The organism is Proteinivorax hydrogeniformans, from assembly GCF_040515995.1.
Lineage (GTDB): Bacteria > Bacillota > Proteinivoracia > Proteinivoracales > Proteinivoracaceae > Proteinivorax > Proteinivorax hydrogeniformans.
In genome coordinates this window covers 1151862-1178643 of the sequence record NZ_CP159485.1, presented here as the reverse complement: position 1 = coordinate 1178643, position 26782 = coordinate 1151862, and the positions used below count along the sequence as shown (strand labels likewise).

31 protein-coding genes are annotated in these 26782 nt (G+C 35.8%); 3 read left to right on the top strand and 28 right to left on the bottom strand.

Annotated elements, in window-relative coordinates; all coding sequences use genetic code 11:
* The first annotated feature begins 79 nt into the window (after positions 1–79).
* Positions 80–343 carry a 30S ribosomal protein S20 gene (rpsT, locus tag PRVXH_RS05650; RefSeq protein WP_353894332.1) on the top strand — a complete coding sequence of 88 codons (264 nt, stop codon included), beginning with the start codon at positions 80–82 and terminating at the stop codon, positions 341–343.
* A 95-nt stretch (positions 344–438) separates the two neighbouring features.
* Here rpsT and holA read toward each other — a convergent pair whose 3' ends face one another.
* From holA to pyrR, 3 genes are all read right to left on the bottom strand, one after another.
* Complete coding sequence (gene holA, locus PRVXH_RS05645; protein WP_353894331.1) at positions 439–1455, bottom strand: DNA polymerase III subunit delta; 1017 nt, start codon at positions 1453–1455, stop codon at positions 439–441.
* A gap of 4 nt (positions 1456–1459) precedes the next feature.
* Positions 1460–3655, bottom strand: a complete 2196-nt coding sequence (locus tag PRVXH_RS05640) for a DNA internalization-related competence protein ComEC/Rec2 (RefSeq protein WP_353894330.1) — start codon at positions 3653–3655, stop codon at positions 1460–1462.
* A 119-nt stretch (positions 3656–3774) separates the two neighbouring features.
* Entirely contained in the window at positions 3775–4323 is a 549-nt protein-coding gene (gene pyrR, locus PRVXH_RS05635) for a bifunctional pyr operon transcriptional regulator/uracil phosphoribosyltransferase PyrR (RefSeq protein ID WP_353894329.1), read from the bottom strand.
* 223 nt (positions 4324–4546) lie between these two features.
* On the opposite strand from pyrR, the gene PRVXH_RS05630 reads away from it, so the two are divergent.
* The gene (locus PRVXH_RS05630) at positions 4547–5350 is read left to right on the top strand and encodes a cell wall hydrolase (protein WP_353894328.1); all 804 of its coding nucleotides are present in this window, start codon (positions 4547–4549) and stop codon (positions 5348–5350) included.
* 123 nt (positions 5351–5473) lie between these two features.
* A complete protein-coding gene (locus PRVXH_RS05625) occupies positions 5474–7411 on the top strand; it encodes a molybdopterin-dependent oxidoreductase (RefSeq protein ID WP_353894548.1) in 1938 nt (645 codons plus the stop codon).
* Here PRVXH_RS05625 and PRVXH_RS05620 read toward each other — a convergent pair.
* The 25 genes from PRVXH_RS05620 to mreC form a co-directional block, all read right to left on the bottom strand.
* Positions 7404–7982 (bottom strand): helix-hairpin-helix domain-containing protein, encoded by a 579-nt coding sequence (locus PRVXH_RS05620; protein WP_353894327.1) that lies wholly within the window; start codon positions 7980–7982, stop codon positions 7404–7406. The two genes, PRVXH_RS05625 and PRVXH_RS05620, sit on opposite strands and share 8 nt — an antisense overlap.
* 90 nt (positions 7983–8072) lie before the next feature.
* Entirely contained in the window at positions 8073–8267 is a 195-nt protein-coding gene (locus PRVXH_RS05615; RefSeq protein WP_353894326.1) for a DUF1858 domain-containing protein, read from the bottom strand.
* Positions 8268–8337: 70 nt separating this feature from the next.
* Positions 8338–9069: a class I SAM-dependent methyltransferase gene (locus PRVXH_RS05610; protein ID WP_353894325.1), complete on the bottom strand. Its 732-nt coding sequence runs from the start codon at positions 9067–9069 to the stop codon at positions 8338–8340.
* On the bottom strand, positions 9069–9407 hold the full coding sequence (gene rsfS / locus PRVXH_RS05605) for a ribosome silencing factor (protein WP_353894324.1): 339 nt from the start codon (positions 9405–9407) through the stop codon (positions 9069–9071). Before rsfS ends, PRVXH_RS05610 begins: the two co-directional genes overlap by 1 nt.
* A gap of 2 nt (positions 9408–9409) precedes the next feature.
* A complete protein-coding gene (locus PRVXH_RS05600; protein ID WP_353894323.1) occupies positions 9410–10693 on the bottom strand; it encodes an LCP family protein in 1284 nt (427 codons plus the stop codon).
* 12 nt (positions 10694–10705) lie between these two features.
* Positions 10706–11287 (bottom strand): bis(5'-nucleosyl)-tetraphosphatase (symmetrical) YqeK, encoded by a 582-nt coding sequence (yqeK, locus tag PRVXH_RS05595; RefSeq protein WP_353894322.1) that lies wholly within the window; start codon positions 11285–11287, stop codon positions 10706–10708.
* Positions 11274–11855 carry a nicotinate (nicotinamide) nucleotide adenylyltransferase gene (nadD, locus tag PRVXH_RS05590; RefSeq protein ID WP_353894321.1) on the bottom strand — a complete coding sequence of 194 codons (582 nt, stop codon included), beginning with the start codon at positions 11853–11855 and terminating at the stop codon, positions 11274–11276. The genes yqeK and nadD overlap by 14 nt, the downstream gene beginning before the upstream one ends.
* 11 nt (positions 11856–11866) lie before the next feature.
* Positions 11867–12157 carry a ribosome assembly RNA-binding protein YhbY gene (yhbY, locus tag PRVXH_RS05585; protein ID WP_353894320.1) on the bottom strand — a complete coding sequence of 97 codons (291 nt, stop codon included), beginning with the start codon at positions 12155–12157 and terminating at the stop codon, positions 11867–11869.
* An 18-nt stretch (positions 12158–12175) separates the two neighbouring features.
* Positions 12176–13444, bottom strand: coding sequence for a GTPase ObgE (gene obgE, locus PRVXH_RS05580; protein ID WP_353894319.1), 1269 nt, complete (start codon positions 13442–13444; stop codon positions 12176–12178).
* Between the two features lie 20 nt (positions 13445–13464).
* Positions 13465–13920 (bottom strand): hypothetical protein, encoded by a 456-nt coding sequence (locus PRVXH_RS05575; protein ID WP_353894318.1) that lies wholly within the window; start codon positions 13918–13920, stop codon positions 13465–13467.
* Positions 13921–14022: 102 nt separating this feature from the next.
* Positions 14023–14319, bottom strand: a complete 297-nt coding sequence (gene rpmA / locus PRVXH_RS05570) for a 50S ribosomal protein L27 (protein ID WP_353894317.1) — start codon at positions 14317–14319, stop codon at positions 14023–14025.
* Between the two features lie 15 nt (positions 14320–14334).
* Positions 14335–14670, bottom strand: a complete 336-nt coding sequence (locus PRVXH_RS05565; protein WP_353894316.1) for a ribosomal-processing cysteine protease Prp — start codon at positions 14668–14670, stop codon at positions 14335–14337.
* 2 nt (positions 14671–14672) lie between these two features.
* Positions 14673–14984, bottom strand: coding sequence for a 50S ribosomal protein L21 (gene rplU, locus PRVXH_RS05560; RefSeq protein WP_353894315.1), 312 nt, complete (start codon positions 14982–14984; stop codon positions 14673–14675).
* A gap of 107 nt (positions 14985–15091) precedes the next feature.
* Positions 15092–16522 carry an Rne/Rng family ribonuclease gene (locus PRVXH_RS05555; protein WP_353894314.1) on the bottom strand — a complete coding sequence of 477 codons (1431 nt, stop codon included), beginning with the start codon at positions 16520–16522 and terminating at the stop codon, positions 15092–15094.
* 20 nt (positions 16523–16542) lie between these two features.
* Entirely contained in the window at positions 16543–17202 is a 660-nt protein-coding gene (locus PRVXH_RS05550) for a TIGR03936 family radical SAM-associated protein (protein ID WP_353894313.1), read from the bottom strand.
* Positions 17195–19060, bottom strand: coding sequence for a TIGR03960 family B12-binding radical SAM protein (locus PRVXH_RS05545; protein ID WP_353894312.1), 1866 nt, complete (start codon positions 19058–19060; stop codon positions 17195–17197). Before PRVXH_RS05545 ends, PRVXH_RS05550 begins: the two co-directional genes overlap by 8 nt.
* A 73-nt stretch (positions 19061–19133) precedes the next feature.
* On the bottom strand, positions 19134–19997 hold the full coding sequence (locus tag PRVXH_RS05540; protein ID WP_353894311.1) for a M50 family metallopeptidase: 864 nt from the start codon (positions 19995–19997) through the stop codon (positions 19134–19136).
* 5 nt (positions 19998–20002) lie between these two features.
* Entirely contained in the window at positions 20003–20350 is a 348-nt protein-coding gene (locus tag PRVXH_RS05535; protein WP_353894310.1) for a hypothetical protein, read from the bottom strand.
* 107 nt (positions 20351–20457) lie between these two features.
* On the bottom strand, positions 20458–21612 hold the full coding sequence (gene rodA, locus PRVXH_RS05530) for a rod shape-determining protein RodA (RefSeq protein ID WP_353894309.1): 1155 nt from the start codon (positions 21610–21612) through the stop codon (positions 20458–20460).
* A 47-nt stretch (positions 21613–21659) separates the two neighbouring features.
* Entirely contained in the window at positions 21660–21905 is a 246-nt protein-coding gene (gene minE / locus PRVXH_RS05525) for a cell division topological specificity factor MinE (protein ID WP_353894308.1), read from the bottom strand.
* A gap of 10 nt (positions 21906–21915) precedes the next feature.
* Positions 21916–22710 (bottom strand): septum site-determining protein MinD, encoded by a 795-nt coding sequence (gene minD, locus PRVXH_RS05520; protein ID WP_353894307.1) that lies wholly within the window; start codon positions 22708–22710, stop codon positions 21916–21918.
* Positions 22711–22713: 3 nt separating this feature from the next.
* Positions 22714–23328, bottom strand: a complete 615-nt coding sequence (locus PRVXH_RS05515; protein ID WP_353894306.1) for a septum site-determining protein MinC — start codon at positions 23326–23328, stop codon at positions 22714–22716.
* Positions 23329–23447: 119 nt separating this feature from the next.
* Complete coding sequence (locus tag PRVXH_RS05510) at positions 23448–25409, bottom strand: penicillin-binding transpeptidase domain-containing protein (protein ID WP_353894305.1); 1962 nt, start codon at positions 25407–25409, stop codon at positions 23448–23450.
* 16 nt (positions 25410–25425) lie between these two features.
* Positions 25426–25923 carry a rod shape-determining protein MreD gene (gene mreD, locus PRVXH_RS05505; protein ID WP_353894304.1) on the bottom strand — a complete coding sequence of 166 codons (498 nt, stop codon included), beginning with the start codon at positions 25921–25923 and terminating at the stop codon, positions 25426–25428.
* Positions 25923–26777, bottom strand: coding sequence for a rod shape-determining protein MreC (mreC, locus tag PRVXH_RS05500; protein ID WP_353894303.1), 855 nt, complete (start codon positions 26775–26777; stop codon positions 25923–25925). Before mreC ends, mreD begins: the two co-directional genes overlap by 1 nt.
* Between the last annotated feature and the right edge of the window lie 5 nt (positions 26778–26782).

The window sequence follows — 26782 nt, the reverse complement described above, 5'->3', positions numbered from 1 at the left end:
CTTGTTGCATTTATAGCAAGTTCATGGTAAAATAGTTTTGTTAATTTGCTCGTTATGGTTAAAGGAGGTGACTGCACAAATGCCTAATATCAAGTCTGCTAAGAAAAGAGTAAGAATTACCGCTAAAAAAACTGAAAGAAATTACGCTATAAGATCATTTGTTAAAAACAGAATTAAAAACTACGAAACAGCATTACTTAATAACGATAAAGAGTTAGCTCAAACTGAGCTTACTAACGCAGTAAAAGCTATAGACTCTGCAGTTAGCAAAGGTGTTTTACACAAAAACACTGCTGCCCGTAAAAAGTCACGCCTAGCGAAAAAGTTCAATAACATCGCTTAGTTAATTTAGGACACCTAAATAAATCCGGTGTCCTTTTTTAATAAGTAATGCAAAAAGAGACCATCCTCAATTATCTGTAGAGGACGGTCTCTTTTTTAATTAGTTTCTTTCATTTCCACAATTACCATTTCTAAGCCCTTAATACCTTCTAGCTTACCTTGTTTAATTTTGCCTTCATATCTGGCTAAAATCTCTAACTTTTTGAGAAGTTTTTTTAAAGTAAATCTCGAAGCTTGCTTTATGGCTTTCTCCAGCCTATAAGGGTGTAGTTTAAGCTTGCTGTTTATGTTTTTAGACGTATAGCCACGCTCTAGAAGGTCTAAAACTTTAGTTAATAATCTAAAGTGATTGACAATCATACTATAAATCAACAGGTAGTGAGAACCATTTTGATTCATTGTATGTAAAGTTTTTATTGCTTCATCGGTTTTTCCGTTAGCTATATTATCTATTAACCCAAAAATATTATCAGTATTTACAAATGTACAAACTGCATTTACGTCATTTATGGTTACATTGTCTTTATCACCAATATAAGAAATTATTTTTTTAATCTCATTTTCTAAAGCATATAAGTCATTGTTTAAATTATTGACTAAAGTATCTATAATTCCACCGGTTACTTTAATATGGTGATTTTGGAATTGTTTTTCAATCCAGCTTCGAACCTCATAAGGTTTTAGGCTGCTACACTGCAACGCCACGCCTTCTTTGTCAATCATTTTAAATATTTTATTACTTCTTATGTTATGACAATCAACTTCTGCTATGATAAAGATAGTTTGGGGGTTAGGATTTTCTAAGTAATTTATTATTACGTCACTTAGCTCCTTTTCTTTTTTAGTAGGTGTTTTTTTAAAAACTCCTGTGTTGTTTAGAACAACCAACCTTTTTTCACTCATAAACGGTAGCCCTTGCAGCGCCTCTAACACTTTCATTGGCGTAAAGTCCGCTCCTATTAAATCATAGTTGTATTCCTTCATCTCATCATTATCTGCGAATACTGCTTTGTGAATTTTTTTAATGTTTTTCTCTGTCCAGTAACGCTCTTCACCATAAAATAAGTATAAGTTTGAGAGATTACTCTTTTTTACTTTTATCTCCTTATCCACTATATCACCTCAGTACTGTATCTAATTTATAACCCCATGGCCTGATGGTAAAAAATATCCTTCCGTGCTTATCAGTCCTTAAAACCTCACTTCCGTTATTTTCTAGACGTTTGATAACATCGTTAGATGGATGACCAAAAGAATTTTCACCAACTGTTATTATAGCATACTTAGGAGAGGTAAATTTTACGATTTCTTTGGAAGTGGAAGTTAAGCTTCCATGATGGGCAACCTTTAAAATATCAGCTTCACCTAATAAAGGGGCTATGACCTCTTCTCCTTGTCTTTCCACATCTCCTGTCAAAAGGATTTGTGTGTCAAATAAGCTTCCTTCAAAGACAAGGGAAATGTTATTTAACTGTGATTCACTTGGCAAAAAATTTGTTCGGGGGTGTAAGGTATTAAACTTTAACTCTTCACTAAAGGTTATTTTTGTACCTTTTTCTATACTTATAACGTTAATTTGATGCTGTTTGGCAGTGCTAAAAACCAAATCTGCAGTACCTCCTTTAAAAAAATTATTATCAGGAACCACAATGTTTTTAATGGGTATTTGTTTAGCTAGCTCTGCTATAGCTCCTCCATGATCATAATGAGCATGAGTTATAAATACAAAGTCTAACTGCGTAACCCCCAATCTTTTTAAGGTTGGTATCACTGCCCTATTTCCTACATCATAATTGATATTACCTCCTGTATCAACTAGTATATTATTTCTATTATCAGTAATAAGAATACAATCTCCTTGACCTACATCTATAAAATGCAGATGAATTGTAGGGATGCAGGTATAAATTAAAAAAGTCATAGATATACCAAAAGCAAATGTAATACAGTATTTTTTATATTCTTTAAAGCGAAGGCCAATGTGGAGTAATATGGCGACAAATATAACACATAGCATAAATTCCACACTTATTGGCTGCCACCTTCCATATATATTAGCTACAAAGAGTATCCATTTTGCTAACAGATCTATAAGTGTTATTACCGGCGATATTGGAAATGCCATGCTAAATAAAAGTGCCCCAAAGATAAGTGGCATAGCTGGAGTTGTCAGTAGATTTGCCAATGGTGATAATAGCGGAAACCCTCCATTATAGTAAATATTTAGAGGAAAGGTGGTAATTTGTACAGCAATTGTTGCCTTTAAAATGTTTACTAAAAATTCGTTGGGTATCCAATCTAGAAAAGTTATTTTAGAGTGAAAAAGCGCAATGCCCAGCACTCCTAAATAGGAAAATTGAAACCCCATATCATATATTAAAAATGGGTTGATTATTATCGAAACTATAAAGGTCAGGGCAATAGAGCGTGTTAGAGAGTAAGGGTAGCCAAGTATTTTGCTTAAGGTAAAAATAGTTATCATAATTAACGCTCTTAAAGTGGAAGCCTTAAATCCCACAAAAATCACAAACAAAATAGTAAATAAAAGCCCAACTAAATATCGTTTATCTTTATCTTTAAAAAATAAGGCTGACAAACTAAAAAACATATAAAACACAATTCCCACATGAAATCCTGAGACTGCCGTAATATGAACAAGTCCTGCATCTAATAGGGAGGTGTGGTCTGTGTTGCTGATGTTTGTTTTGCTGCCAAAAAATATTCCTTGCACCAAACCTCGACTTTCTTCTGAAAGCTTGTTAAGCACCTTGTTAGCTCTAGAAATCATTACATCGTTTATCTTATGATAAAGGGCAGGGGTTGCTTCCTTTATCTCAATTGACCCTGTATGTTGTGTTATATAACCTACATAGTCATTTATGTAGCTGTACTCATATGGAACATAGAAGTTATTATACTGTTTGGAAGTGTTTACTTTACCTGTATGTTTTACTATAGAACCACTTTTAATTTCATCGTCTAAGTAAATGTTGATGCTGCCTCTGTTAATGTTGTGGTTTTTACTGTCAATTATCTTGCCTGTATATCCATCTATGGTTTTGACTGCTTGAATAGTCAAAGTGTCAGGCTGTTCTCTAACCTTTAACCACTCTTCTTTTTGATGTTCTACATAGTTAAACCTTATAGCAATTAAAAGAACTACAAAACATAAAGCCATAAAGCACTTTAAACCTTTTTTATTATAATAACCTAAAAGTAAAATAGTCAGCATAATAATAGATAGCACTGTAATTGTCGTAGAGTTATAAAAAATTGTTATTGTTGCGATAGCTGTAGCTATAAACCAAGGCATTTAACTTCCCCCCTCCCTTTTGTAACTCTTTAACATTTTAAATAAAAAATCCTTTAAAATTTACAAAAAAGAAGTGCCCTTGGGCACTTCTTTTTTATTAGTCAAATATATTCGTTAATTTATTTCTTCTCTAAAATAAAAACACCATTTGTACCATCAAAATCCTCTATATTAACTCTTACATGCTCCTTTAGCGAAGTAGGGACATTTTTGCCAACAAAATCCGCCCTTATAGGAAGCTCTCTATGACCACGGTCAACTAAAATTGCCAATTGAATCCTTTTAGCTCTTCCTAAATCGGTTAAAGCATCTAAAGCGGATCTAACAGTTCTACCGGTATATAAAACATCGTCAACAAGCACTACTATCTTATCATCGATCTTTGTAGTTATATTTTCACCAAAGACTTTAGGTTTTTCCGACTTTTTAGTTAGGTCATCTCTATAGTACGTAATATCTATAGTTCCTACGGGCACGGAGATGCCTTCTATTTCTTTTATTTTAGCAGCGATTTTTTGTGCAAGTGGTATGCCTCTTCGCTTAATTCCTACTAAAACAAGATTATCCGTTCCTTTGTTTTGTTCTAAAATTTCGTGGGATATTCTAGTTATAGCTCTAAGCATTGACTTTTCGTCCATTACTTGAGCTTTTTCAACGAAGGTAGTCATTTTAACACCCCCCTATTTTACAATATGGTTAAATATACTATACCACCGTAAAAATGTCAATCAAATAATTACCATCCGAGCTGAAAATCTAGTATATGACCTTTTGGTTTACATAATCACTTATATGTCCGCATGAAGCTTTGTTACACTCGAATTTAGAGTTTGTGTTATGTAAACCAATCAGGTATAATTGCTAGCGTATATACTACAAGGAGGTAAGAAAATGTCTATTAACTTAAAACAAATTGCTAAAAAAGTTACCACTAGTTTAGTTATAGGTACAGTTATTTTAACTTCAGGCTCTGCGTTTGCCCAAAGTTATACGATTCAAAGAGGTGATTCTTTATTTACAATAGCCCAAAAGTTTGACACCTCTATTGATGCTTTAAAGCAAGCTAACGATATTAGCGGCAGCGGAGATTTAATTTATGCTGGAGATAAGTTAACTATACCTACCTCAACTCACACGGTTAAAACAGGTGACACTTTGTACAGAATTTCAAAAGAAAACGGTGTTGAAGTAGCTGATTTAAAAGAAGCTAACGACTTAGATTCTGCATTAATTTTACCAGGACAAGTATTGACTATACCTGTTGCAGGTTCTGAAGATCAATCAGTTCAAAAGCAAGCAAATGAAACTACAGAAACAACACAAGGTGTAAGAATGGATATCACTGAAGAAGAAAGAGAACTTCTAGCTAAAGCAGTTCACAGTGAGTCCAGAGGAGAGCCATTTGAAGGTCAAGTTGCAGTTGCTGCAGTTATTTTCAACAGAGTCGAAAGCTCGGAGTTTCCAAATACTATCGAAGGTGTAATTTTTGAGCCATGGGCTTTTTCACCTGTACACGACGGTTCGTTCTGGCAAACTCCTAACGATTCAGCTTACAGAGCTGTAGAGGAAGCTTTAAAAGGAAATGACCCATCAGGAGGAGCTATCTTCTTTTACAACCCAGTAACTGCTACTAACCAGTGGATAAGAAGTAGAGAGATTATTAACGAAATTGGAAGTCACGTATTTGCAGTTTAGCTTTTACTACCTTAAGGTTCAAGTCATCTTTTGACTTGAACCTTTTTTAATTAATTATCAGTCTTTATAAGTTTATGCTATAATTACTTTATTAATGCATTGAGAATTCAGGAGGTGTAAAAAATTAAGATTTATAATAGTGCATGTCCTTTGGACTGTTGGGATGCCTGTGGCTATGAAGTATACAAAGATGGTGACAATGCGGTGGTAAGAGGAAAAAAAGAGCATCCTATTACAAATGGTTTTGTATGTAAAAAAGCTCAGTATGTGTTAGAAAGAGTTCATCATAAAAGTAGAATTACATCTCCACTATTAAAAGAAAAGGGCAAGTGGAGGAGTGTATCATGGGATGAAGCTTTAAATTTAATGTCAAAGCATATTAAAGCTAATTTAAAGCAATATGGTCCTAAGTCTATAGCTCATTATTATGATTCTGGAGCTGGAGGAACTTTAAAGAATCTTGAACATCGTTTTTTTAATTTGTTAGGTGGAGTTACAGAACCTAGCGGCAGTTTATGTTGGGCTGCTGGAATGGCAGCTATAAAAAAAGATTTTGGAGCAGCTAGGTGTCATAACCCTTCTGATATTATAAATAGCGATAATGTAGTGATTTGGGGTCGAAACGTGACAGAGACAAACATTCACCTTATGCCTTTTATAAAGCAGGCACAAAAGGCTGGTGCGACTATAATTTGTATAGACCCAACTAAGACTAAAATTGCAGACATTAGTGATTTGCACATAAGTGTTAAGCCTTCTTCTGACGGCTTTTTTGCTTTATCCATAGCTAAACAAGTTTTAAATAAGTACCCTGACGCTTTAGACAATGTTTCGAAATTATGTAATAACGTAGGTAAGTATCAAGAAATATTAAGCAAGTATAGCATTGAAGAATTATCTAAAATATGTGGCGTGAGTATAGAATTGATAGAAAAATTAGCAGTGCTTTTTACAGAAAACACTAGCTCTTTCTATTTAGGGTATGGTATGCAAAGATATTTTAATTCAGGTAACTCCATAAGGGCGATAAATTCATTGGCAATGCTTACAGGTAATATTGGCATAAAAGGCGGCGGAGTTAACTATGCCGACACTTATGTTTCTGACTCCATTGATTTAGACGCTCTTACGTTAGAAAACGATGCTACGAAACGTTTTTTCCCTAAAGCTCAATTTCCAGATTATATCCTAAGTACTGAGCAAGCTCCAATAAACTTTATGTACGTTTCAAGGGCTAATCCAGCAGTGACCTTACCAAACACAGCAACGGTCAAAAAAGCTTTTGAAAAGGTAGACTTTGTTGTTGGCTGTGATGTGACATTTACTGATACTATGAGTTTGTGTGATTTAGTGCTACCCGCGACTACTTCCCTAGAGGAAGAAGACATAATTTATACTTCTATGTGGCACAGATATATTAACTATTTAGAACCCGTTTTTTCTCCAATTGAACAAACTCGTCCAGAGTGGGAGGTTTTTGCGGATTTATCCGCAAGGATAGGTTTAAAAGGGTACCCCCAAAAAAGTGCTAAGGAGTGGCTAACAGATGTATTTTCACCTTTAAAGCAAAACTATAAAATTACAATAGACGATATTAGAGAAAAACCTGTGCTTTTAGGGAAGTGGGATACTCCTTTTAAAAATGGTAATTTCAAGACTGAAAACGGTAGATTTAACCTGCTAGATTGCGAAATTAGCCAAACTGATACTCTTAAAAAGTACGAATTGTTTTTTATGACTCCCCACCCCAAGAATAGTTTGCATAGTCAATTTCAGGAAAAATTAAGTTTAGAGGATTACCCTGTCTGTTTTATAAACCCAAACACCGCCAAAAAACTAGGGCTTAAAGATAATAAAACTGTTATGATAGGCACGCAAAAAGGTAGTATTAAAGGTATCCTTAGAATGGCTAAGTGGGTGCATTCAGATGTGTTGTTTTCGTATGAGGGCAGACCATGGGGTTATGGTAACACCCAAAACATTGTTACTTATGATGGTTTAACGGATATAGGAGAAGGAACAGATATGTATGGTACTGTATGTAAAGTTACTCCTATCTAACTGAAATATCTTCTTTAATTTGATTAAATATTGCTGGACCTATTCCTGATACGTTTTTGATGTCCTCAGGAGAAGAAAATGGCCCGTTATCTTCCCGGTATTGGGTTATAGCTTCAGCCCTTGAAGCTCCAATACCATTTAACTCTTGTAGCTCTTGTTCTGTAGCTCTATTGATGTTTATCCTGCCAGTTGAGCTGCTTTCGCTTTCGATTTGAGGACTTTCCCCCTCTTTAGGAATAGTTATTTTATCCCCATCGTAGATAAAAGCAGCTAAGTTTAAGGCATTTTTATCTCCCTCTTTTGTAGCGCCTCCCGCTTTGTCAATGGCATCTATCACACGATCTCCTTCTGTTAATTGATATACCCCTGGTTTTTTTACTTCGCCAGATACATGTACAATGATTCTTTCTACCGGCACATCATCATCCTGCTTTTCAAGTAACTGTTCTTTGCTTTCTATATTTACCTGTTGCTCTTCTCTATGGTTTCTGTACCAATTAACTGCGCCAAGGGTCACGACGAGAGCAATAATCACTGTAGTTACTATTATTTTTTCTTTATCAAAGCTCATCTTAAACCACCACCTTTTGAGTGAATATTCTATAAAATGGTTGGTTTTCCTTTAAAATTACAAAAAAAATTCCCCTTTAAGGGGAATTTTTTAGTCTTCAAATAGTTTGTTTAGATCTTCAACTAACTTATCTGCGTCAACTCCATGAACTGCAGCAGCTTGTCCTACTGACTCACCAGTTGCAGATGGACAACCAAGACAGTGCATACCGTACTTCATAAGTACTTCAGCAGTCTTTGGGTTTTTTTGTAATACTTCACGAATGGTCATATCCTTATTTATCATGGTTATTCCTCCCTTTTTTATTTTCTATATCATTTTAACATACCATAAAAAAATTATGAAGTGGTTATCGCTACTTTTTAACTACAAAAGTAATTCTGTGACTGTCATCACAGTTAGTTATTTCTTTTGCGCTGTAATCATCATATACCTCTATATTCGTAAATCCAGCTAAGTAAAGATAACCTTTAAGGTCTTCTAGTTGATATCCTCTTTGTGTAATGCTTAGATCTTGCCGGCTATATTGATTTGCTTTAATTTGTTCAAAGAACGTTAAATTAAATTCAAAATTGTTCTGCTTAATTTGTCGGGTATTCCAGATATAAGTTATGCTTGGGTAATCCTCACAAAAAATATGCTCAGTCATATCTTGCAGCTTGCCTAACGTGGAAACATCGAAAATAAACACTCCATCTTTGTCGATAGAATTATAAACCCTTGTAAAAAACCTTTTTAGCTCTTGCTTGTCTAAAATAGAGTTTATACCATCATTAGGACAAAGAAGCTGACTAAAGGGGCTTAGGTCGGCATTAATCATATCACCATATATAAGCGGTATATTTAGGTTTTCTTCATCAGTTTTTTGTTTCGCTACAGCCAACATATTCGGTTCTATGTCCAGCCCAGTTATTTCGTAGCCCATTTTCTTTAGATTAATAGTCAAGTTGCCTGTTCCACAGCCAAGCTCAAGTATTGGATGTCCACTGTTCATAAAACGATCTATGAATAAAGCCCATTTATTATATGGAAAATCAACCATAAACTCATCATAATACTTAGCTAAAGTGCCATAACCTGTGGACATTAAAAATCTGCTTCCTTAGCTTCACGCCAGAATTTTTCTAGGCCATAGTACTCCCTCTGCTCCGCTAACATTAAATGTACTACTACATCACCATAGTCTAGTATTATCCAGTTTCCTTCATCATATCCTTCCTTACGAAGAAACTTTAAGCCTTTTGAGTAAAGTGCTCTTTCGATTTCATCACAAATACTTTTAATATGTGGAACGTTATTAGCAGTTACTATGACAAAGTAATCTGCTATCTCAGTAACCCCTTTTAAATCTAAGACTTTAATATTTTCGCCTTTTTTATCATCGGCAACTTTCTCTATAAGTTTTGCTTGTTCAATAATCTTCAAATCTAGTCCTCCTTTAAATCATTCCCTAATATAACTACAATATTATGGTCTTCTAACTCGTCTGAGATTTGTAGCCTCGGGTTTATTGAATGACTTTCTTTAAAGAATTCTAAAACTTCCTCTGCAAAAACTCTATGCTCTGGATTGGCATAAATATGAGTTCTGTCTGTCCCCGAGTAATTTCTAAAGCTAGGACCTTCGTAAAAGTCTTGATATTGACTCGGGTTATAAGCCCCTATAGGCTCTTGCCCGTCTTTTCGATCAACCTCAAAAGAAAAACCAAATTGATTATGAATTGTATCCCTATAACTACCCGCTAGGCCTGAAACGTTGGTTCCGTTTATTACGCTATAGGTTATAGAATACCTAGGAACATAAGCCTCACCATCTTGTATAGCTTGTATAGTGTTATTGGCAATCTCGCTTTGGTTTGGCGTCCATAATATGTTGCCATCAATACTTACTGCCTCTCCCGGCAGCGTAAAGGTATGACGCTGACGTGTAAGCGATTCGTCTAACATGTTTCTAAATTTAGCAAGTTGTCTTATCTCCATATTAGTGTGCATTCTATCTTCTAGTTCTGAAAAACTACCAATTAGCCCTAGAGCTCTATTCCACTTAAAATTATTATCAAATATAGCTAGGATTACATCAATCTGTCTTTGAATAAACCTAGTACTTGGAGCATATTCCATGCCATTTCTATGATTCTCTATAGGTTCCATATATGCTAAAACCATATCTGTGTCTAATGTGCTCCGTCCAGTTAAACGAGTAAACTCTTCATGGTCAAAATTCTGACGTATTTCTATTTCAAACTCGCCTGTGTTGTCTATTAAAGCTTTTACCCCATCTTTGTTTAAAAAAACGTAATTATCGATAAAACCATCATAGAAAGTTTGATCAACAGCAGTTACAACATCGTCTAAAGTCCCGCCGCGATACACATTATTAAGGGTTATTCTTTGGTCATCAAAATCAACAGTAGTTTGTGGTGGTATGCTAATATTATATGCAGGACCTTCATCTCCTACAACTACTAAAAATGCAGATTGTAATGGATTTTCTTCATTAGCATCGTCTAAATAAGCTATTAAATATGCCTCCTGCTTATCTGCTTCAATGTCCCAATACCCTTCAGACCCTTGCAGAGCACTTAGCAAGCCGATAGTTCGATAAGTATAGGCTATAAAAGCAACTACAGCTACTAAAGCTATCAAGCTAAAAACTTTTTTCCACTTTCCGCCTTTACCCCTTTTAAATCGATTACTTCGTGAAAACTTCACTTATGATCCCCCCTAATATTTTAATTTGCTTAAAGTTTTCATTAACAGTGGGTGTGGTTTAAACCCCTGACTAACTAAGTGGTTATATGACCCCAGCAGGCAGTGATACAAACACTTATCTAAGTCAATTTGAGCAAGCTTTCTAAGCTTTTTAACACCATCATAGCTTCTAGATGGTTCAATGTAGTCAGCTACACATAAAATCTTTCCTAGCACATCAAACTGAGGGGTGCCAGTGGTATGATAATATATTGCACCTAAAATTTGTTCATCATCTATAAGCTTTTTGTGCTGCAAAATTTTACTACCAACTGGTCCATGTAATAAGCTAACAGGATGTTTTTTTTGCAGTTCATCACAATTTATGCCAAACTGTTCAGCAAGTTTTAGTACTTTTTTACTTGAGTATTCTCTTGCTATGTCATGCCCAATTCCAGCTAAGTAGCTTTTGCTTAAATCAGCTTTAAATCGTTTTGATAGATCTTTTGAAGTTTCTGCTACTAAAATAGAATGCTTATATCTTGAGGCGGTCAACTCAGAGCATGCAAATTTCTTTACCCTATCAATCTGCTTTTTTTGTTTAGTTATATCCATTATAAATTCCTTTGTCCAAAATATAATCTTCCACTTTAGGGTGGATAAGGTATTTACAGGATTTGTTTTGAGCTAGCCTTTTTCGGATCTGTGTAGATGAAAGCTCTATTATAGGAGTTTTTAATATGATAAAATTATCAGTTCCAAACTTTTTTAAAGTGTTCTCCCCTTCATACCCTTCTCTTTTTGCAATGACCATTTTACAGTACGACAAGATTTCTTTTGGGTTTTTCCATTTAGGAAAGTCCACTAATGAGTCAGCTCCTGCAAAAAAGTAAAGATTATCTACCTTGGAGCTAAAATATTTAATTGTTTTATAAGTATAGTTGGTTCCTTGTTGTTGGAGCTCATAGGTTGATACATCAAAAGATGGGTTGTCTGATATAGCAAGTTCTACCATTTTTAGACGATGGTTCGAGGATGTTATTTCCTTTTTATGAGGTGGGACGCCGTTGGGTAAAAATACTACTTTATCCACTTCCATATAATCTTTGACATATTCAGCAATTATTAGGTGTCCCATATGAATTGGATCGAAAGACCCACCGAATAGTATCATACTTGACATTCTATCACTTCCTATGGTAGTTCTATTTGCTTTTTTTCCTTAGACTCTTTGTAAAGGGTAATAATACTGCCTAATATTTGAACAATATGGCTGTCAGTTGCTTTGCTAATTTGCTCTGCTATATCCTTCTTGTCGCTTAGACAGTTTTTTAGTACCTTCACTTTAATAAGTTCTCTTGCTTCTAAAGCATCGTTTATCTGTTCAATTAAATTTTCACTTATTTCATTTTTTCCTATTTGTAGGATCGGGTCGATTGTGTTAGCTTTGCTTCGTAAAAATCCTTTTTGTTTTCCTGTTAACATGTTAAAACTCCTCCTAATTTAAATAAAGTCAAATTCGAAATCTGAGATGCGGACGGTATCGCCCTCTTCAGCTCCCTTTTCACGTAGAGCTTTTTCTATACCAGCTTTTTTTAGAATTTGGTGAAAACGAAATAAGCTATCATAGTTATCTAGGTTAGTCATCGCTAGCACTCTTTCGATATGCTTTCCTTCAACTACATATACTCCATTTTCGTTTCTCACTGTAAATGATTGGTCTTCGATTTCATCGACTGGCTCTATTTCAACCTCAAATTTTTTCACTTGTTTTGATGATTTCTGTAAAAGCTCTACTGTTGTTTTAAGTAGTTCATCTAAGCCACGCTTAGTACTAGCTGAAATAGGGTAAACTTCATAGGAGTACCCAGCATCCTTTAGCTTCTCTTTAAATTGCTCGACGACTTCTAAGTTATTTACAAGGTCAATTTTATTTAAGGCAATAATCTGTGGTAAAGATTTTAGGTGCTCATTATACTGAACTAGTTCAGTATTTATATTTAAAAAGTCTTCGAATGGATCCCTGCCTTCAAGTCCTGAAACGTCTATAACATGAATCAAAACTTTGGTTCTTTCGATATGCCTTAAAAAGCTTAATCCCAACCCAGCTCCGGTATGTGCACCTTCAATTAGACCAGGTATATCGGCCATTACAAAGGATTGCTCCCTAACCTTAGCAACCCCAAGATTCGGGTTAGTAGTGGTGAAGTGATAATTACCTATCTTCGGCTGCGCCTGACTTACTATAGACAAAATTGTAGATTTCCCTACGTTAGGAAAACCAACCAAGCCTACATCGGCGATCAGCTTAAGTTCTAATTCAATTTCTATCTCCTTGCCCGGCTCTCCCTTTTCAGAGACTTGAGGCGCCCGTCTTGTTGAGGAAACAAAGCGAGAGTTTCCTCTCCCTCCTCTTCCTCCTTTGACTACGGTAAATTCTTCATTTTCTTCCGAAAGGTCAGCCATAACTTTCCCATCAAGGTTTCTAACTACAGTACCTACGGGGACCTCTAAAACAAGATTTTCTGCATTTTTCCCATGCTGGTTTTTCTTTTGGCCATGGGCACCATGCTTTGCCCTAAAATGCTTTTTAAACCTATAGTCAATTAATGTATTTTCGTTCGTAGTGGCCTTTAGTATCACATCGCCACCTCTGCCACCATCTCCACCATCTGGTCCTCCAGCTGGCACAAATTTTTCTCTTCTAAAAGATGCGGCACCATTGCCGCCATTACCTGACGAAACAAATATTTTGACCTTATCAACAAACATAAAATACAGCTCCCTTTATATTAAAAAGATTTAGGACACCCATCGCAGAACAACTCCACTAAATCTTTATCAATTTCAATTTCAATTTCCTTAAAGCTTGTCTTCTTAATATATATTATTGCCTTTCCCAGGCTTTTAAACATAGATGGGTTGGAAAAAGGACTTTTTATTGAAGTATTAACAAATATATCAAAAGATTGCGCCTTTTTTTGTGTGTTTGAGTACAAAAGCACGAAAAAAAGCCGAAAAACTAAACTTGAGTTATTTACATTTGTGAACGTTTTCAGCTTTTCATGGATATTTTCAATACTCTCATCTAACAGTTCTTTCTTATTTAGGGTTATGTACCCTTTAGCTAATTGAACATCGTTAGCCATATCATGCCTGAAAATGGCCGATATCTTTGAACTTATTATATTTATCGCTAATAAAAAGACGGTAGTGGCCAAGATTGCACATAGTAAATATATAATCATTTCCCCCCCCTTTGCTTAGCAGCACCTATTTATAAGGTTCGCTAGCAAGAGTGAATTTCCCTGCAAAATTAAAATAAAACCCGGCATGTTAGCCGGGTTTTATTAACTTCCTATAGCCTCAGTCACTGGAGAAATAGAAGCTACTTTTCTATTTTTCCCTTTTGATTGGAAGCTTACGACACCATCTGTTTTAGCAAACAAAGTATCGTCACCGCCAATGCCAACATTTTGTCCTGGGTGAATTTTAGTACCCCTTTGACGAACAATGATAGAACCTGCAGTTACAAACTGTCCTGCTTGTCTTTTAACACCAAGTCTTTTAGAAATGCTGTCACGACCGTTTTTAGAACTACCAACACCTTTTTTCTGCGCGAACAATTGAAGGTTAAATTTAAGCATGTTAGGCCACCTCCTTTAGTTTTCTATTACTTTAACCGATATATACTGTCCAAATTGTTTTTCAATTTCCTTTAAACCTATTAACATATGTTCTGTAATAAGGTCTACGTTTTGTCGTAAAGACGGTGATAAGTCTTTGGGATAAATAACATGCAAGTACCCTTTCTCATCATCAACTTCAATATCTAAGTTTAAGTTCAGTTTTTCTTCTAAAGTTATTGCAGTAGTCTGTGTTAATGATGAAGCTCCTGCACAAACTATATCACTGCCTCTGTCGGCATACTGCGCATGCCCAGTTACGACATAACCCAAAAAGCCTTTTTCATCTTTACTAACCTTAACCTTAATCATGACTATGCATCAATTTTTTCAATTAAGATTCTAGTAAACGGCTGACGATGTCCTTGCTTACGACGGTATTTCTTTCTACGCTTAAACTTAAAAACGTAAACTTTTTTTGCCTTGTCGTGTTCTAAGACTTTAGCTTGAACTTTTGCACCTTCTACTAAAGGAGTTCCAACTTTAAGTTCTTCACCATTGGCAACTGCTAAAACATCATTAATCTCAACAGTTTCTTCAACATCAGCAAAAAGCTTCTCAACTTTTATTACGTCACCTTCTGAAACTTTATACTGCTTTCCACCAGTTTTAATAACAGCGTACATTAGTACACACCTCCTAAAAACAAACTCGCCAACTTCAGGTACCGTACGGTTTTAAAACCCAAGCTGTGCGGCTACAACACTAGTAAATGATAACACAAATGTTGACTTTAGTCAAACGAAGTTATTTCAAAATCATTTTCTTTGTTAACCTTTTCTAAAATTATGTGACAACCTAACTCTTTTTCTAATTGCTCCTTTTTGTCACTTAAAAACCTTAGTTTAGAACAATCTGTTTTAATTTTATAACCTCGACTTGGATTTAAAAAAACAAAGTTTTTAATTCTATCTTCTAAGAACATATGTTCAGTAAAACGATTCATAAACCGACCACTTCCATTACATGTAGGGCACTTTTGCTGCATGGAATTGTAAATCCCTTTACGTATTTTTTTACGAGTTATTTCCACCAAGCCTAACTGAGTAATCCCTAAGATTTGTCCTTTTGTATGATCTTTTTTCATTTCTTCATGTAAAAAGTTAAGAACAAGCTCTTTATGTTCATCCTTTGGCATATCGATAAAGTCTATAATTATTATACCACTTAAATCCCTCAGCCTGATCTGTCTACATGTTTCAGCCACAGCTTCCATATTCGTTTTTAGCACTGTATCAGCTAAATTCTTGCTTCCAACAAACTTTCCTGTATTAACATCTATTACTGTTAATGCTTCTAACTGGTCGATAACTAGATACCCACCACTTTTTAGCCAAATTTTACGCTCAAATGCTTTTTGTAGCTCCCTATCGATGCCAAACTGGTAAAAAATAGGGTTCTTTATTTCATAATAACGAACTTTATCAATTAGTTTTGGACTTTTTATTCTCAGGATATTTAATATTTTTTCATATTGCTCGTGATCGTCAATATAAAGACAGTCCACTTCATTATCAAAAAAGTCCCGTAATGCTCTCCCAACTAGATCAAGGTCGCTGTATACCATAGAAGGGCTGCTGTAATTATTATAATTATCCTCAATATTATTCCAAAGACCAACCAAAAAATCTAAATCTTTTTTTAACTTATCCTTTGAGATACCATTTGCCACCGTTCTAATAATTACTCCAAAGTCTTCATGCTTCATATCCGCAGCTATTTCGCGTAGCCTTTCTCTTTCGTCTGCATCTTCTATACGACGTGAAATGCCTACATAGTTATTAAAAGGCATTAGAACTAAGTAGCGACCGGGCACTGTTAAGTTGCAGGTGACCCTAGCTCCTTTACTCCCCATTTGTTCCTTTATTACCTGGACCATAATATTTTGATCAGGGGTCAATAATTCTTCTATTTTTTCGTTTTTAGCTTCTTGACCATTTATTACGATGTCTCCTACATACAAAAAGGCATTTTTCGAAAACCCTATATCTACAAAAGCCGCCTGCATCCCCGGCAATATATCTTTTACTTTACCTTTATATATGTTCCCAACTTTTTGTGAGTTTTCCCCTTCTTCCATATAAAACTCCATTAACTTTTCATCCTCACGAAGGGCAACTCGAGCATTTTTGTTTTGGTAGCTAATAACTATTTCTTTTTTCAAACTATCCCCCCTCAAGTTTTTTACATTTCAGTTTTTTCTAGCCACTGAAAGGGTGTAACTAAATTTTCTCCATATAGAAAATAAGTTTCATTTTTGTGGAGCTGATAATTGGTTACATCAAGCGATGTTAAAAGTTCTGACGGTCTTAAATTTTGCTCACTTCCTTGAGCTATTAAAAAGGACAGCCCTTTACTCTTCTGCTTAATTTCAAAAACTAAAGGTCGGATGTTTATGTCCCTAGTTTTTCTTTTACTTGTTCTTGTTATTATAACATCTTTTTTATCAAGAAAGGTAGTTACATTTAGCGATGATATTTCACTTTGAGTGAAAACTTCAAATCGCGCTGCTTGAACTAAAGATCCTAATGTCGGCATTTTTTTACTTAATTTCTTTGCCCCGTTAATTTTAAGCCCCTCTGGCAAAACGTCATTTAAGCTATCAGCGAGCTCCTTTTCTGATAAATCTTCCGCCAAGGCTATCTCTACATATTCTCCGTCACTTGTTACACCTAAAGAAAGAGGAGTGGCAAAACTTAGCCGAGGCCTCTTATTGAAACCTTGAGTATATTCAACTGGAATATTACCTCTCCTAAAAGAGCGTTCAAAAGCCCGTAAAATATCAAGATGAGATATAAAGCGAATTGCCTCTCCTTTGCTATACTTCAGCCAGTATTTAGCCATTAGAATCCCTCCTTACCTTAGCGGAATCGTATCCTAAGTTTTTACATATGCCACACCCGCTACATTTATCAAAAGAGCAATCCTCTGTAATCATTTGTTCGTAAGCTTTTTTATATTCTGTTTTTAAATACTTTTTATTAACACCGGAAGAAATATGGTCCCATGGCAACACTGCGTCAGTATCCCACAGCGCGTAAGCATACCTTTTAGGGTCTAAATCTTCTTTAGCAAAACTAGATATCCATTTTTCATAATCAAAATGATTATCCCAACCATCTAATTTACAACCCTTATTCCAGGCATTATATAAAACATCAGAAACCCTGCGATCCCCTCTAGCGAAAGCAGCTTCTATAAAGCTTGTCCTAGTGTCATGCCAATTATATGTTATTTGTTTAGATCTTAATTTTTCCTTTAAGTAATCTTGCCTATTAGCAAGTTCCTCTTGCGACATTTGCGGAAGCCATTGAAATGGTGTATGTGCCTTGGGAACAAATGAGGAAGTGCTAACAGTTACTTTGAGCTTGCCTTTTTTGCCGTGTACATCTTTATACGCTTTTATAACTTTAAAAGCTAGATCTGCTATCCCATCTAAGTCTTCATATGTCTCAGTTGGCAAGCCAATCATAAAGTAAAGCTTAACTTTGTGCCACCCTGAGCTAAAAGCTTCAGAAACTGCATCTATAAGGTTTTTTTCTGAAACATTTTTGTTAATTACATCCCTTAACCTCTGTGTTCCTGCCTCTGGAGCAAAAGTCAGGCCTGTTTTGCGAACTTGCTGAACCATTTCCGCTAGTTGGATAGAAAAGGAATCAACTCTCAATGAAGGTAAAGATACGCCTACATTTTGCTTGCTATGACTTTCCATAAGTTTTTTTACCATGTGATTAATTTCCGAGTGGTCAGCACTGCTTAAAGAACTTAAGGATATCTCCCCATAGCCGGTATTTTGTATTAGCTTTTCTGCTTGATTAACTAGTACGTCAGTTGATTTTTCCCGAACAGGCCTATAAAGCATGCCTGCTTGACAGAAGCGACAGCCCCTAGTGCACCCCCTGCAAATTTCTAACATAACCCTATCATGGACAATTTCCATAAATGGTACTATCAGCTCAGTGGGGAATGGTGACTTATCCATATCCCTTACAATACGCTTTGTTATGACATCAGGAATGTCTTCTTTAACTGGCTTTAAACCACCAAACTCATTGTTATTTTTTATTTCTTTATATAAGGAAGGTACATAAACTCCATCTAATTTACTCAGTCTTAGAAGTAAATCTTCTTTGGAAACCTCCTCTTTTTTCCAATTGCTTATAAGGTCTAAAACCTCTAAAGTAACTTCTTCACCTTCACCAATTATGAATGCATCTATAAACTGATGTAAAGGTTCTGGATTAAATGCACAAGGACCTCCTGCTATTACTAAAGGATGGTCCTTTGTCCTGTCCTGAGATTTTACCGGTATGCTACCTAAGCTTAACATATTAAGTATATTAGTGTAGCTCATCTCGTACTGCAAGGTAAATCCTATAACATCAAATTCTGCTATAGGCCTAAATTCTTCTAAAGAAGATAACGGAATATTACTATCCTTTAGCTTCTGTTCATAATCTATCCAAGGTGTGTTAACCCGTTGTGCCCAGTAATTTTCTTGACTATTTATTAGGTGATATAAAATCTTAAAACCCAAATGGGACATAGAAACCTCATATATATCTGGAAAAGCTAGTAAAACATTTAGATCCATTTCTGTCCATTTCTTTTTAACTGAGTTTAGCTCGCTTCCTGTATATCTTGAAGGTTTTTCTACTTCATGCAATAACTGTTTATATTTGTTTATATCTATTCCATTCATTCAGATGTTTCCTCCCATACTTTATCAATGTTTAAATAATAACACATTGCATCCGTTTTGCAAACCAAACACTCTAATATAGTAGTGTCTTTATACTAGCGGTTCCCTTTCCTTTTTTTAGTGCGTCGAGAAGTAGGTATTCGGTTACAAAGTCTATAATCTCACCATCATCATCTACTACTACCACTAGGCTAATATGCCTTGTACTAAGCTCTTTTATTACATTATAAATTATTGAATCGCAATGAGCCATTAACACTTGAGCTGTTAGCACCTCTTTTGACTTAGGCGCTTCTTTTTTTTCTAAAGTTAAATTGAAATAGCTATACGCCGATCTTGAGTATTCCTTTTGCGAGGCAATCACCAAAAAAGCACTTAAAATCAAAAGATACAAAGCGTAGACAGCTCTAATCCAAAAAGAGTAAATTGAAATCAACATTATTAGTATTCCACAAAAAAATCCCATTAGAACTGCAATTTTATTAGCTTGATTTAAAGGGATTTTTTTAGATAAATAAGCTCTTAACACTCGACCTCCATCGAGAGGAAATGCTGGAAGTAAATTAAAAAGAAAAAGTGTTATATTAGCATTTAAAATCAGCTGATAATGACTTAAATAGTCTTTAAAAGCAAAGCATAGCGCAATCATCATCAAATTATTAAAAGGGCCAGCTAGTGCAATAAACCACTCATTTCTTCCGTTAAATTCTAAGGGTTGGTTTATTACAGCGACCCCTCCTACAGGTAATAATTCAACTTTTTCGACATCATATTTAAGAGATTTAGCTGCTATAATATGCCCAAACTCATGAAACAGCACGATTAAAAACAATATGATACCTTCAGCTAGCATACCTGTTAAAGAAAAAAGAACGATGATTACTAAAAAAAGCGGGTTTAGGTAAACCTTTACATTTAAAAGCTTTATTAAAAACATTTTAATTAATTATCCTCAGAAGAAATGTGGTTTTTCCTAAGTTCATTTACCCATTCTTCTACCAACTCCCAAGTTAACTGAGTACCTTCGGTAAGAGCGGTTGAAACTTTCTTATCTATGTATTGAGATAGTTGTCCGCTTGAAAGTGATGTCAAAAGTGTTATTAGTACACCTAACCCCAAGGCTATGGCCCACTGAAGTATATGACCATAAAAAATTGAAAAAGAAAATATGTCGCTTTGGCTTTCTTTTTCATAATCAGGTACAGAGTAGTTTATCTTTTTTTTGTGCATTGCATCAAGCCTTTTTTTCAAGGTTGAATCAGGCAGCTTGTGCTGCATTCGCTTTTGCATATCCTCCCCTCCTTTACTAAGATTTATATTTTACTATAGTTGTATTTATGATTTTTTGTTGCCAAAGTTATTTTTTTGCAAAAAAAAATCCGCCAAGATAGCGGACTTTAAAATAATGTTTCTTTCTCTTTTCTCATCCCGATATTTAGAACTAAACCTATCCCTAAAGCAGAAGAGAGGAAAGTACTTCCTCCATAGGTTATAAAAGGTAAAGGAATTCCAGTAACAGGCATCATAGATAGGGTCATGCCAACATTAACTAACAATTGAAAAGACATGATCGCCGCTATGCCTACACATATATAAGTCCCAAAGGTATCAGCCTGAACTGCTATTACTAAGATCCTGTAAATTATAAACAAAAACAAAAACAGTACCAGTACAGCTCCGATCATACCCATCTCCTCGGCTATTACGGAATAAACGAAGTCAGTTTGAGCTTCTGGAAGAAAGTTTAATTTGCTTTGGGTCCCTTGAAAAAGCCCTTTCCCCCAGAGAGATCCATCGGAAATACCACCTGCTCCAACTGCAATTTTTGACTGGATAACTTGAAAGCCTGCACCAAGGTAGTGAGCCTCTGGATCGGTGAAAACTATTAACCTACTTCTTTGATAGTCTGATAAAACTTTGAAAAAAGCAAAGACTGCTCCCAAAACCCCAGTTCCTACACAGATGAGAATATGTCTCCATTTAAGTCCTGCAGCAAATACCATGCTAAAGACTATAGCGCTAAATACTAAAGATGTTCCTAAATCTGGCTGTAAAAAAATTAACAGCATTGGTATGCCTACATGTATGCCAGGAACTATTAAATCTGTGAGATTATTTAGTTTGACATCTTCTCTAGAAATATATTTTGCCAAGGTTATAGTTATTGCTATTTTGGCAAATTCTGAAGGTTGAAGTCGAAAAAATCCTATTTGTACCCAACGCTGTGCACCCATAGCTTCCTGCCCTGCAAAAATAACCATAAGTAATAGTCCTAAATTTACTATGTAAATTAACACCGAAAGTCTACCTAGATCTCTGTAGTCAAAAGTGCACATAAAAAGCATTAAAAATACGCCAACACCAACCCAAGTCAGTTGCCTAGAAAAGTAATTTACGCGCATTTCAGAGATTGCCTGAACTAGCTCGCTAAACGAGTCAACCGTATATGGAAGAGAGGCTGAAGTTACAATAATTACCCCTATAACGGAAAGCACAAGAACAGCAACAAATAGCGGAACATCAAAATTAAGTAGTTCGTGTTTTTTTATCAAAGTAGCCCTCCTCCACTTAAAATATCATCACTATATATTATACATTATCATTGATTTTTTAAAATGGGAATGTTTGCTTCTAAGGTAGTTTCGCTACGGTCATCTTTTAATAAAATTTCCGTTCCCTCGGTATCAATATCTAAGTATTTATCTAATACAGCTAGCATGTCTTTTCTTATTTTTTCAAGAGTATCCGGAGTTATCTTGCAGCGATCATGTATTAACACAAATTTTAGTCTATCCTTGGCAATAGCTTTTGAACTTTTCTCTTTTTTTCTGTTAAATAAGTTCATAATCTCCCCCCTAACTAGATAGGCCCATTTTTTTAAGTATTTTTCTAAAGGTGCTCTCATTTTCTAACGGCATCAGAGGAACTTTTTTGCCCATAACTCGATGGGCTATATTTTTATAACCAGTGGACGCCCTACAACTATGATCCATAACCACAGGTTCACCTTTGTTGGTAGAAACAATGATTTTTTCTTCATCAGGTATAACGCCAAGTAAGTCGATAGACAAAATGTCTACTATATCGCTGATATCCATCATATCGCCTCGTTGAACCATGTCTGGTTTTAAGCGGTTAATTAACAGGTTAACTTTCCCAACACCTGAAGCCTCTAAAAGCCCTATTACTCTATCTCCATCACGCACAGCTGAGACTTCGGGAGTCGTTACAATAACAGCACGACTAGCAGGTGCTATGGCATTTTTAAAACCTTGTTCTATACCAGCAGGACAATCGATTAAAATGTAGTCAAAATCCTGTTCTAGCTCTTTACAGATTTTAACCATTTGCTCTGCCTCTAATGAATCCTTGTCACGAGTTTGAGCCGCCGGTAATAGATGTAAACCATCAAACCTTTTATCTTTTAAAAGAGCCTGTTTTAACTGGCATCTTCCCTCCGCTACATCAACTACATCATAGACAATTCTGTTTTCAAGCCCCATAACAACATCTAGATTTCTTAAGCCGATGTCAGCATCTATTAAAACCACCTTATTGTTTAGCATAGCTAGTGCTGTTCCTAAGTTTGCGGTTGTGGTTGTTTTACCTACCCCACCTTTTCCTGAAGTAACTACGATTGTTTGTCCCATCTGTCAATCTCCTTTCATGTTAACATCGTTAAATTCGTTTACAACTATATCTTTCTCTGCAATTGATACAACAACCTTCTCGTTGATTGCGCTTTCAGATGCTTTCTCTACTGGCAATACATGGTCTGCGATTCTAATTTGTGGAGACAGTAGCTTTTCAGCAATTACAAACGACTTTTTATCTCCATTATAACCAGCATGTACAAGTCCACCTATAGAGTTTGTAACAGTAATGTTTCCAGAAGCTAAAATTTCACCACCGCTATTAACATTGCCAAACACTACTACATCGCCGGCATAAAAAAAACGCTGACCAGATCTAATTGTCTTTAGGTGATAATAGGTACTGTTTGTAGCTACAAGGTGATTTTGCAGTGTTTTCGTGGTTTTTCCGGTTAATTTAATTGATACATTATAAAGCTCTTCTAATCCCTTAGCAGGAGTCTCATCAAAGTCTAACGGCAAACCATCTATCAATAGTGAGGCTCCTTTAAAGAACTTCTCATTTTGTTTGATGTATCCTTCTAGTTCCTCCCAAAAATATTTTGGATTTTTGCCTGTTAAGGTGATTTTTACTGAATTGTTTTTTCCCTTGACGTTAAAACTTGTAATTTTCATCTTAATAGCCCCTATTTTTTTTATTCATAATCTTATTTCGTCAATTTTTTGCAAAATCCTTCTTTATAGCCAATGTTTCTAAAAAAACGCCCCTTTAAATAAGGAGCGTTTTAAAATATCTATTCTATTTCTTCTTCTGTTTCTTCTGTTTCTTCTGTTTCTTCTGTTTCTTCTGTTTCTTCTGTTTCTTCTGTTTCTTCTGTTTCATCATCAAAGTAATTATCAATGATTATACTTGCAACCTCTGAAGCATTTGATGAGCTTCTACCATGCTCTAACATAACAATCACTGCTATTTCTGGGTCGTCATATGGAGCAAACCCTGTCCACCAGGCATGAGAGTATACACCGGTGCCTACATGAGATGTTCCCGTCTTGCCAGCTACATCGATGTCCATATTATGAAAGTAAGCAGCGCTTGTGCCAGATCTATTGCCATGGTAGCCATATTTAGTAACGCCTAACATCGCTTCTTTTATAGCTTGAAAAGTTTCAGTAGAAATTTCATCCTCTGACACTTCCCTTAACACTTCTTTTTCAAACTCCTTTAGCACATTTCCTTCATAGTCTGTTACTTTATCTATTAGCCTGGGGCGATACTGAACTCCTTCGTTAGCTATCATAGCTATATAATTGGCCATTTCCATAAGGTTAAACCTAGTTGTACTGTGAGCCCCTATTGTAAAACTTAAAGCACTTTGGTTGCTGCTATCAAAGACTGTGCCAGGGTCATCTCTAACCCCTATTAAGCCAGAGCCTTCTCCTAGACCCATAAGCTCTGCATACTCCCCTAAGACCTCCATTTGATCTTTGTAATCTCCTGGGAACTGTTCCGTTACCCACAAGAAGTATGCATTTGAGGATACCGTCATCGCTTCATAAAGGTTTACTCTGCCAAAAGCTCTTCTATTGAAGTTTCTAATTTGGTTACGTCCTGGCTCGTTTTTAGGTTCATAAACACCTCTATCAATATATGTTGTATGAGGAGTTATAACTCCTTCTTCTAACCCAGCAATAGATGTTAACATTTTCGCAGTAGATCCAATACCACGATTCCACCTTAACGGTCTAAAAACCTCCCAGTTAGAGGTAGGAGCCCCACCTGTTCCTTTCTTGTTTAACTCCTCGTCTAACTCTTGAAACTCCACAAATAAATTGCCATATTCATTGTTTAGCCTGTTAGCATCAAAAGTTGGGTATGAGGCTATGCTTAAAACTTCGCCAGTTTTTACATCAAGAACCACTGCAGCCCCATTTCTCATAACTCCGCTGTTATTATCGGTATCTCTTAACTGATACTGTTGTTCTTTTTCGATAACTGTCTCAAGAGCATCCTGAGTAACCCTTTGTAGGTGAGAGTCTACAGTAAGAATAAGATTGTTACCCGGAGTCGCTTTTTGCCGTCCTAGTATGTCGACGGGACGACTATCGTTATCTACCTCCCATAACGTGTAGCCATCAATCCCCGAAAGCTCATCATTCCAGTATGCTTCTAAGCTGTTCTTTTCGTTAGTGTATTCTTTTTTTTCTTCGTCCCAAGCAATGCCGTGAGGCAGCCCATCACCCTTTATTCCACCCAATAACTGGGGGAACATGTCTTTTTTAGGATAATTTCTTTCCGGAGTTGCCACTATCTCTATTGCTGGATATTTATAAACTTTTTCCTCAATGGAAAAAAGAAGTTCTTGGTCTTGAATATTTCGAGCCCCTTGTAGCTTCACGGGTTCGTGATACCTTCGGTGTTCAGCTAGCCTTTTTTGATTGCTTTTAAGGGTTTCATCGCTCCAGTTAAGGATATCGCTTAAAAAATCTAACGCCCTCTGTTGCTCTTGTGGGTCAATGAAGTTGATACGAACGTCAAAGCTTGGTTTACTGTTAGCAACTACTTCACCATCTGATGTTAGTATCAATCCCCTTGGGGCGGGTTCATAAACAAACCTTTCCTTATTCCTATCTGCTCTTGCAGCTAACTCATCTGCTTGTATTACCTGTAAAAAAGCTAACCGAAGTATTAGCACCGCTACGATTACACAACTCCCCATCATAATACCATTAACTCTATTTGATTTTACCTCTGCCATGGATATTTACCTCTCTTTATACTTGGTAGAAGTTTTTACAAGATATAAACTTCTTTAATGGTAAATAAAATATAATAAGCGTTATTAAATTTAGTATAAGTAAGGGGGCAAAGTAATTTAACAACACTTGGTAATAGCCAAAATCGACCATATCTACAAAAGTCATAAAATAGTGGGTAATTCCCTGATGTATAAAGGTAGCATAAACTAAAGTTAAAAGAGTCATTAAAAGATTGTCTTTATAATAGTAATCTTTGAAGTTTATTATTATATAGCTGGTAAACACTTTAGCTGCAATGTTAACGCCGATAAAGTCCAAAAACACAACATCCTGTAAAAGACCTGCCCAGGCAGCTAAAAGTAGCGTATATGTGTTACCTTTTTTTAGCGATAACATTACTATAAAGATTAACGACAAGTCTGCCACTATGCCATTTATAGAAAACAAGGGCAGAAAGCTGCCCTGTAAAGTAACTAGTACTAATATAACTAATATTGATATTAAGCCTCCCATTACTCTTCACCCTCTAACTCTTCTGTTGCATGTACATAATCCACAACGATTAACACTTCCTCTAACCGCTCAAAATCGACCGCCGGCTTAAGAACAGCAGTTTTTTCAACGGCGTTAGGGGTATCTACTAAATCAACTACCTCCCCAATCACAATCCCTTTTGGAAATACTCCAGTTAGATCTGAAGTGATAATTTTATCTCCAACTTCTACATCTCCATCATAGAACATTCTGCTAGCTTGTAAATAGCCAGTGGTTTGTTCGTGAGGAGTTACTAAAGTGTTGTCTCTACTTCTTTGAACCAGTCCACTAACCCTACTATTAGGGCTTATCGCTAGCATTACTTTAGAAGTGCTATAAGAGACCTCTACAACCCTGCCCACAAGTCCTGCATCAGTGACCACAGGCATATCTTTTTCTATGCCATGAGCACTACCTTTATCGATTGTGATATTGGAATACCACGCCTGCTGACTGCGCGAGATTACCCTCGCCGGTGTGGTGGTATAATCATGGGATTGATGGAAATCTAAAAGATCATAAAGACGACTGTTCTCCTGCCTTACCTCATCTAGCTCTGCCTCGAGATGACTTAACCTATTTAGTTCCTCCTTAAGAACCTTGTTCTCGCCATAAACATTTCTTAAATCAGAGAAAAAATAAAATGTATCGCCAATTGCATTACTGGTGTAAGTCATTGCTTTCTGAAAAGGAAGAACCAGCTGATTAATCGACTGTTCAATAAACGAAACTTTGGCAGAATCGTTGGTTGACCAACTCATGATTAAACTAAGAATGATAAATATTATCACAATATTAATTATCTTTTTGTATCTTGGCTGAATATTACCCATTAGTT

Bases quoted from the DNA above. Each gene is read 5' to 3' on its own strand.
- rpsT (WP_353894332.1), top strand. From the start codon at position 80: ATGCCTAATATCAAGTCTGCTAAGAAAAGAGTAAGAATTACCGCTAAA.
- PRVXH_RS05640 (WP_353894330.1), bottom strand. From the start codon at position 3,655: ATGCCTTGGTTTATAGCTACAGCTATCGCAACAATAACAATTTTTTAT.
- pyrR (WP_353894329.1), bottom strand. From the start codon at position 4,323: ATGACTACCTTCGTTGAAAAAGCTCAAGTAATGGACGAAAAGTCAATG.
- PRVXH_RS05630 (WP_353894328.1), top strand. From the start codon at position 4,547: ATGTCTATTAACTTAAAACAAATTGCTAAAAAAGTTACCACTAGTTTA.
- PRVXH_RS05620 (WP_353894327.1), bottom strand. From the start codon at position 7,982: ATGAGCTTTGATAAAGAAAAAATAATAGTAACTACAGTGATTATTGCT.
- PRVXH_RS05615 (WP_353894326.1), bottom strand. From the start codon at position 8,267: ATGATAAATAAGGATATGACCATTCGTGAAGTATTACAAAAAAACCCA.
- PRVXH_RS05610 (WP_353894325.1), bottom strand. From the start codon at position 9,069: ATGTCCACAGGTTATGGCACTTTAGCTAAGTATTATGATGAGTTTATG.
- yqeK (WP_353894322.1), bottom strand. From the start codon at position 11,287: ATGGATATAACTAAACAAAAAAAGCAGATTGATAGGGTAAAGAAATTT.
- nadD (WP_353894321.1), bottom strand. From the start codon at position 11,855: ATGTCAAGTATGATACTATTCGGTGGGTCTTTCGATCCAATTCATATG.
- yhbY (WP_353894320.1), bottom strand. From the start codon at position 12,157: ATGTTAACAGGAAAACAAAAAGGATTTTTACGAAGCAAAGCTAACACA.
- obgE (WP_353894319.1), bottom strand. From the start codon at position 13,444: ATGTTTGTTGATAAGGTCAAAATATTTGTTTCGTCAGGTAATGGCGGC.
- PRVXH_RS05575 (WP_353894318.1), bottom strand. From the start codon at position 13,920: ATGATTATATATTTACTATGTGCAATCTTGGCCACTACCGTCTTTTTA.
- rpmA (WP_353894317.1), bottom strand. From the start codon at position 14,319: ATGCTTAAATTTAACCTTCAATTGTTCGCGCAGAAAAAAGGTGTTGGT.
- PRVXH_RS05565 (WP_353894316.1), bottom strand. From the start codon at position 14,670: ATGATTAAGGTTAAGGTTAGTAAAGATGAAAAAGGCTTTTTGGGTTAT.
- rplU (WP_353894315.1), bottom strand. From the start codon at position 14,984: ATGTACGCTGTTATTAAAACTGGTGGAAAGCAGTATAAAGTTTCAGAA.
- PRVXH_RS05550 (WP_353894313.1), bottom strand. From the start codon at position 17,202: ATGGCTAAATACTGGCTGAAGTATAGCAAAGGAGAGGCAATTCGCTTT.
- PRVXH_RS05545 (WP_353894312.1), bottom strand. From the start codon at position 19,060: ATGAATGGAATAGATATAAACAAATATAAACAGTTATTGCATGAAGTA.
- PRVXH_RS05540 (WP_353894311.1), bottom strand. From the start codon at position 19,997: ATGTTTTTAATAAAGCTTTTAAATGTAAAGGTTTACCTAAACCCGCTT.
- PRVXH_RS05535 (WP_353894310.1), bottom strand. From the start codon at position 20,350: ATGCAAAAGCGAATGCAGCACAAGCTGCCTGATTCAACCTTGAAAAAA.
- minE (WP_353894308.1), bottom strand. From the start codon at position 21,905: ATGAACTTATTTAACAGAAAAAAAGAGAAAAGTTCAAAAGCTATTGCC.
- minD (WP_353894307.1), bottom strand. From the start codon at position 22,710: ATGGGACAAACAATCGTAGTTACTTCAGGAAAAGGTGGGGTAGGTAAA.
- PRVXH_RS05515 (WP_353894306.1), bottom strand. From the start codon at position 23,328: ATGAAAATTACAAGTTTTAACGTCAAGGGAAAAAACAATTCAGTAAAA.
- PRVXH_RS05510 (WP_353894305.1), bottom strand. From the start codon at position 25,409: ATGGCAGAGGTAAAATCAAATAGAGTTAATGGTATTATGATGGGGAGT.
- mreD (WP_353894304.1), bottom strand. From the start codon at position 25,923: ATGGGAGGCTTAATATCAATATTAGTTATATTAGTACTAGTTACTTTA.
- mreC (WP_353894303.1), bottom strand. From the start codon at position 26,777: ATGGGTAATATTCAGCCAAGATACAAAAAGATAATTAATATTGTGATA.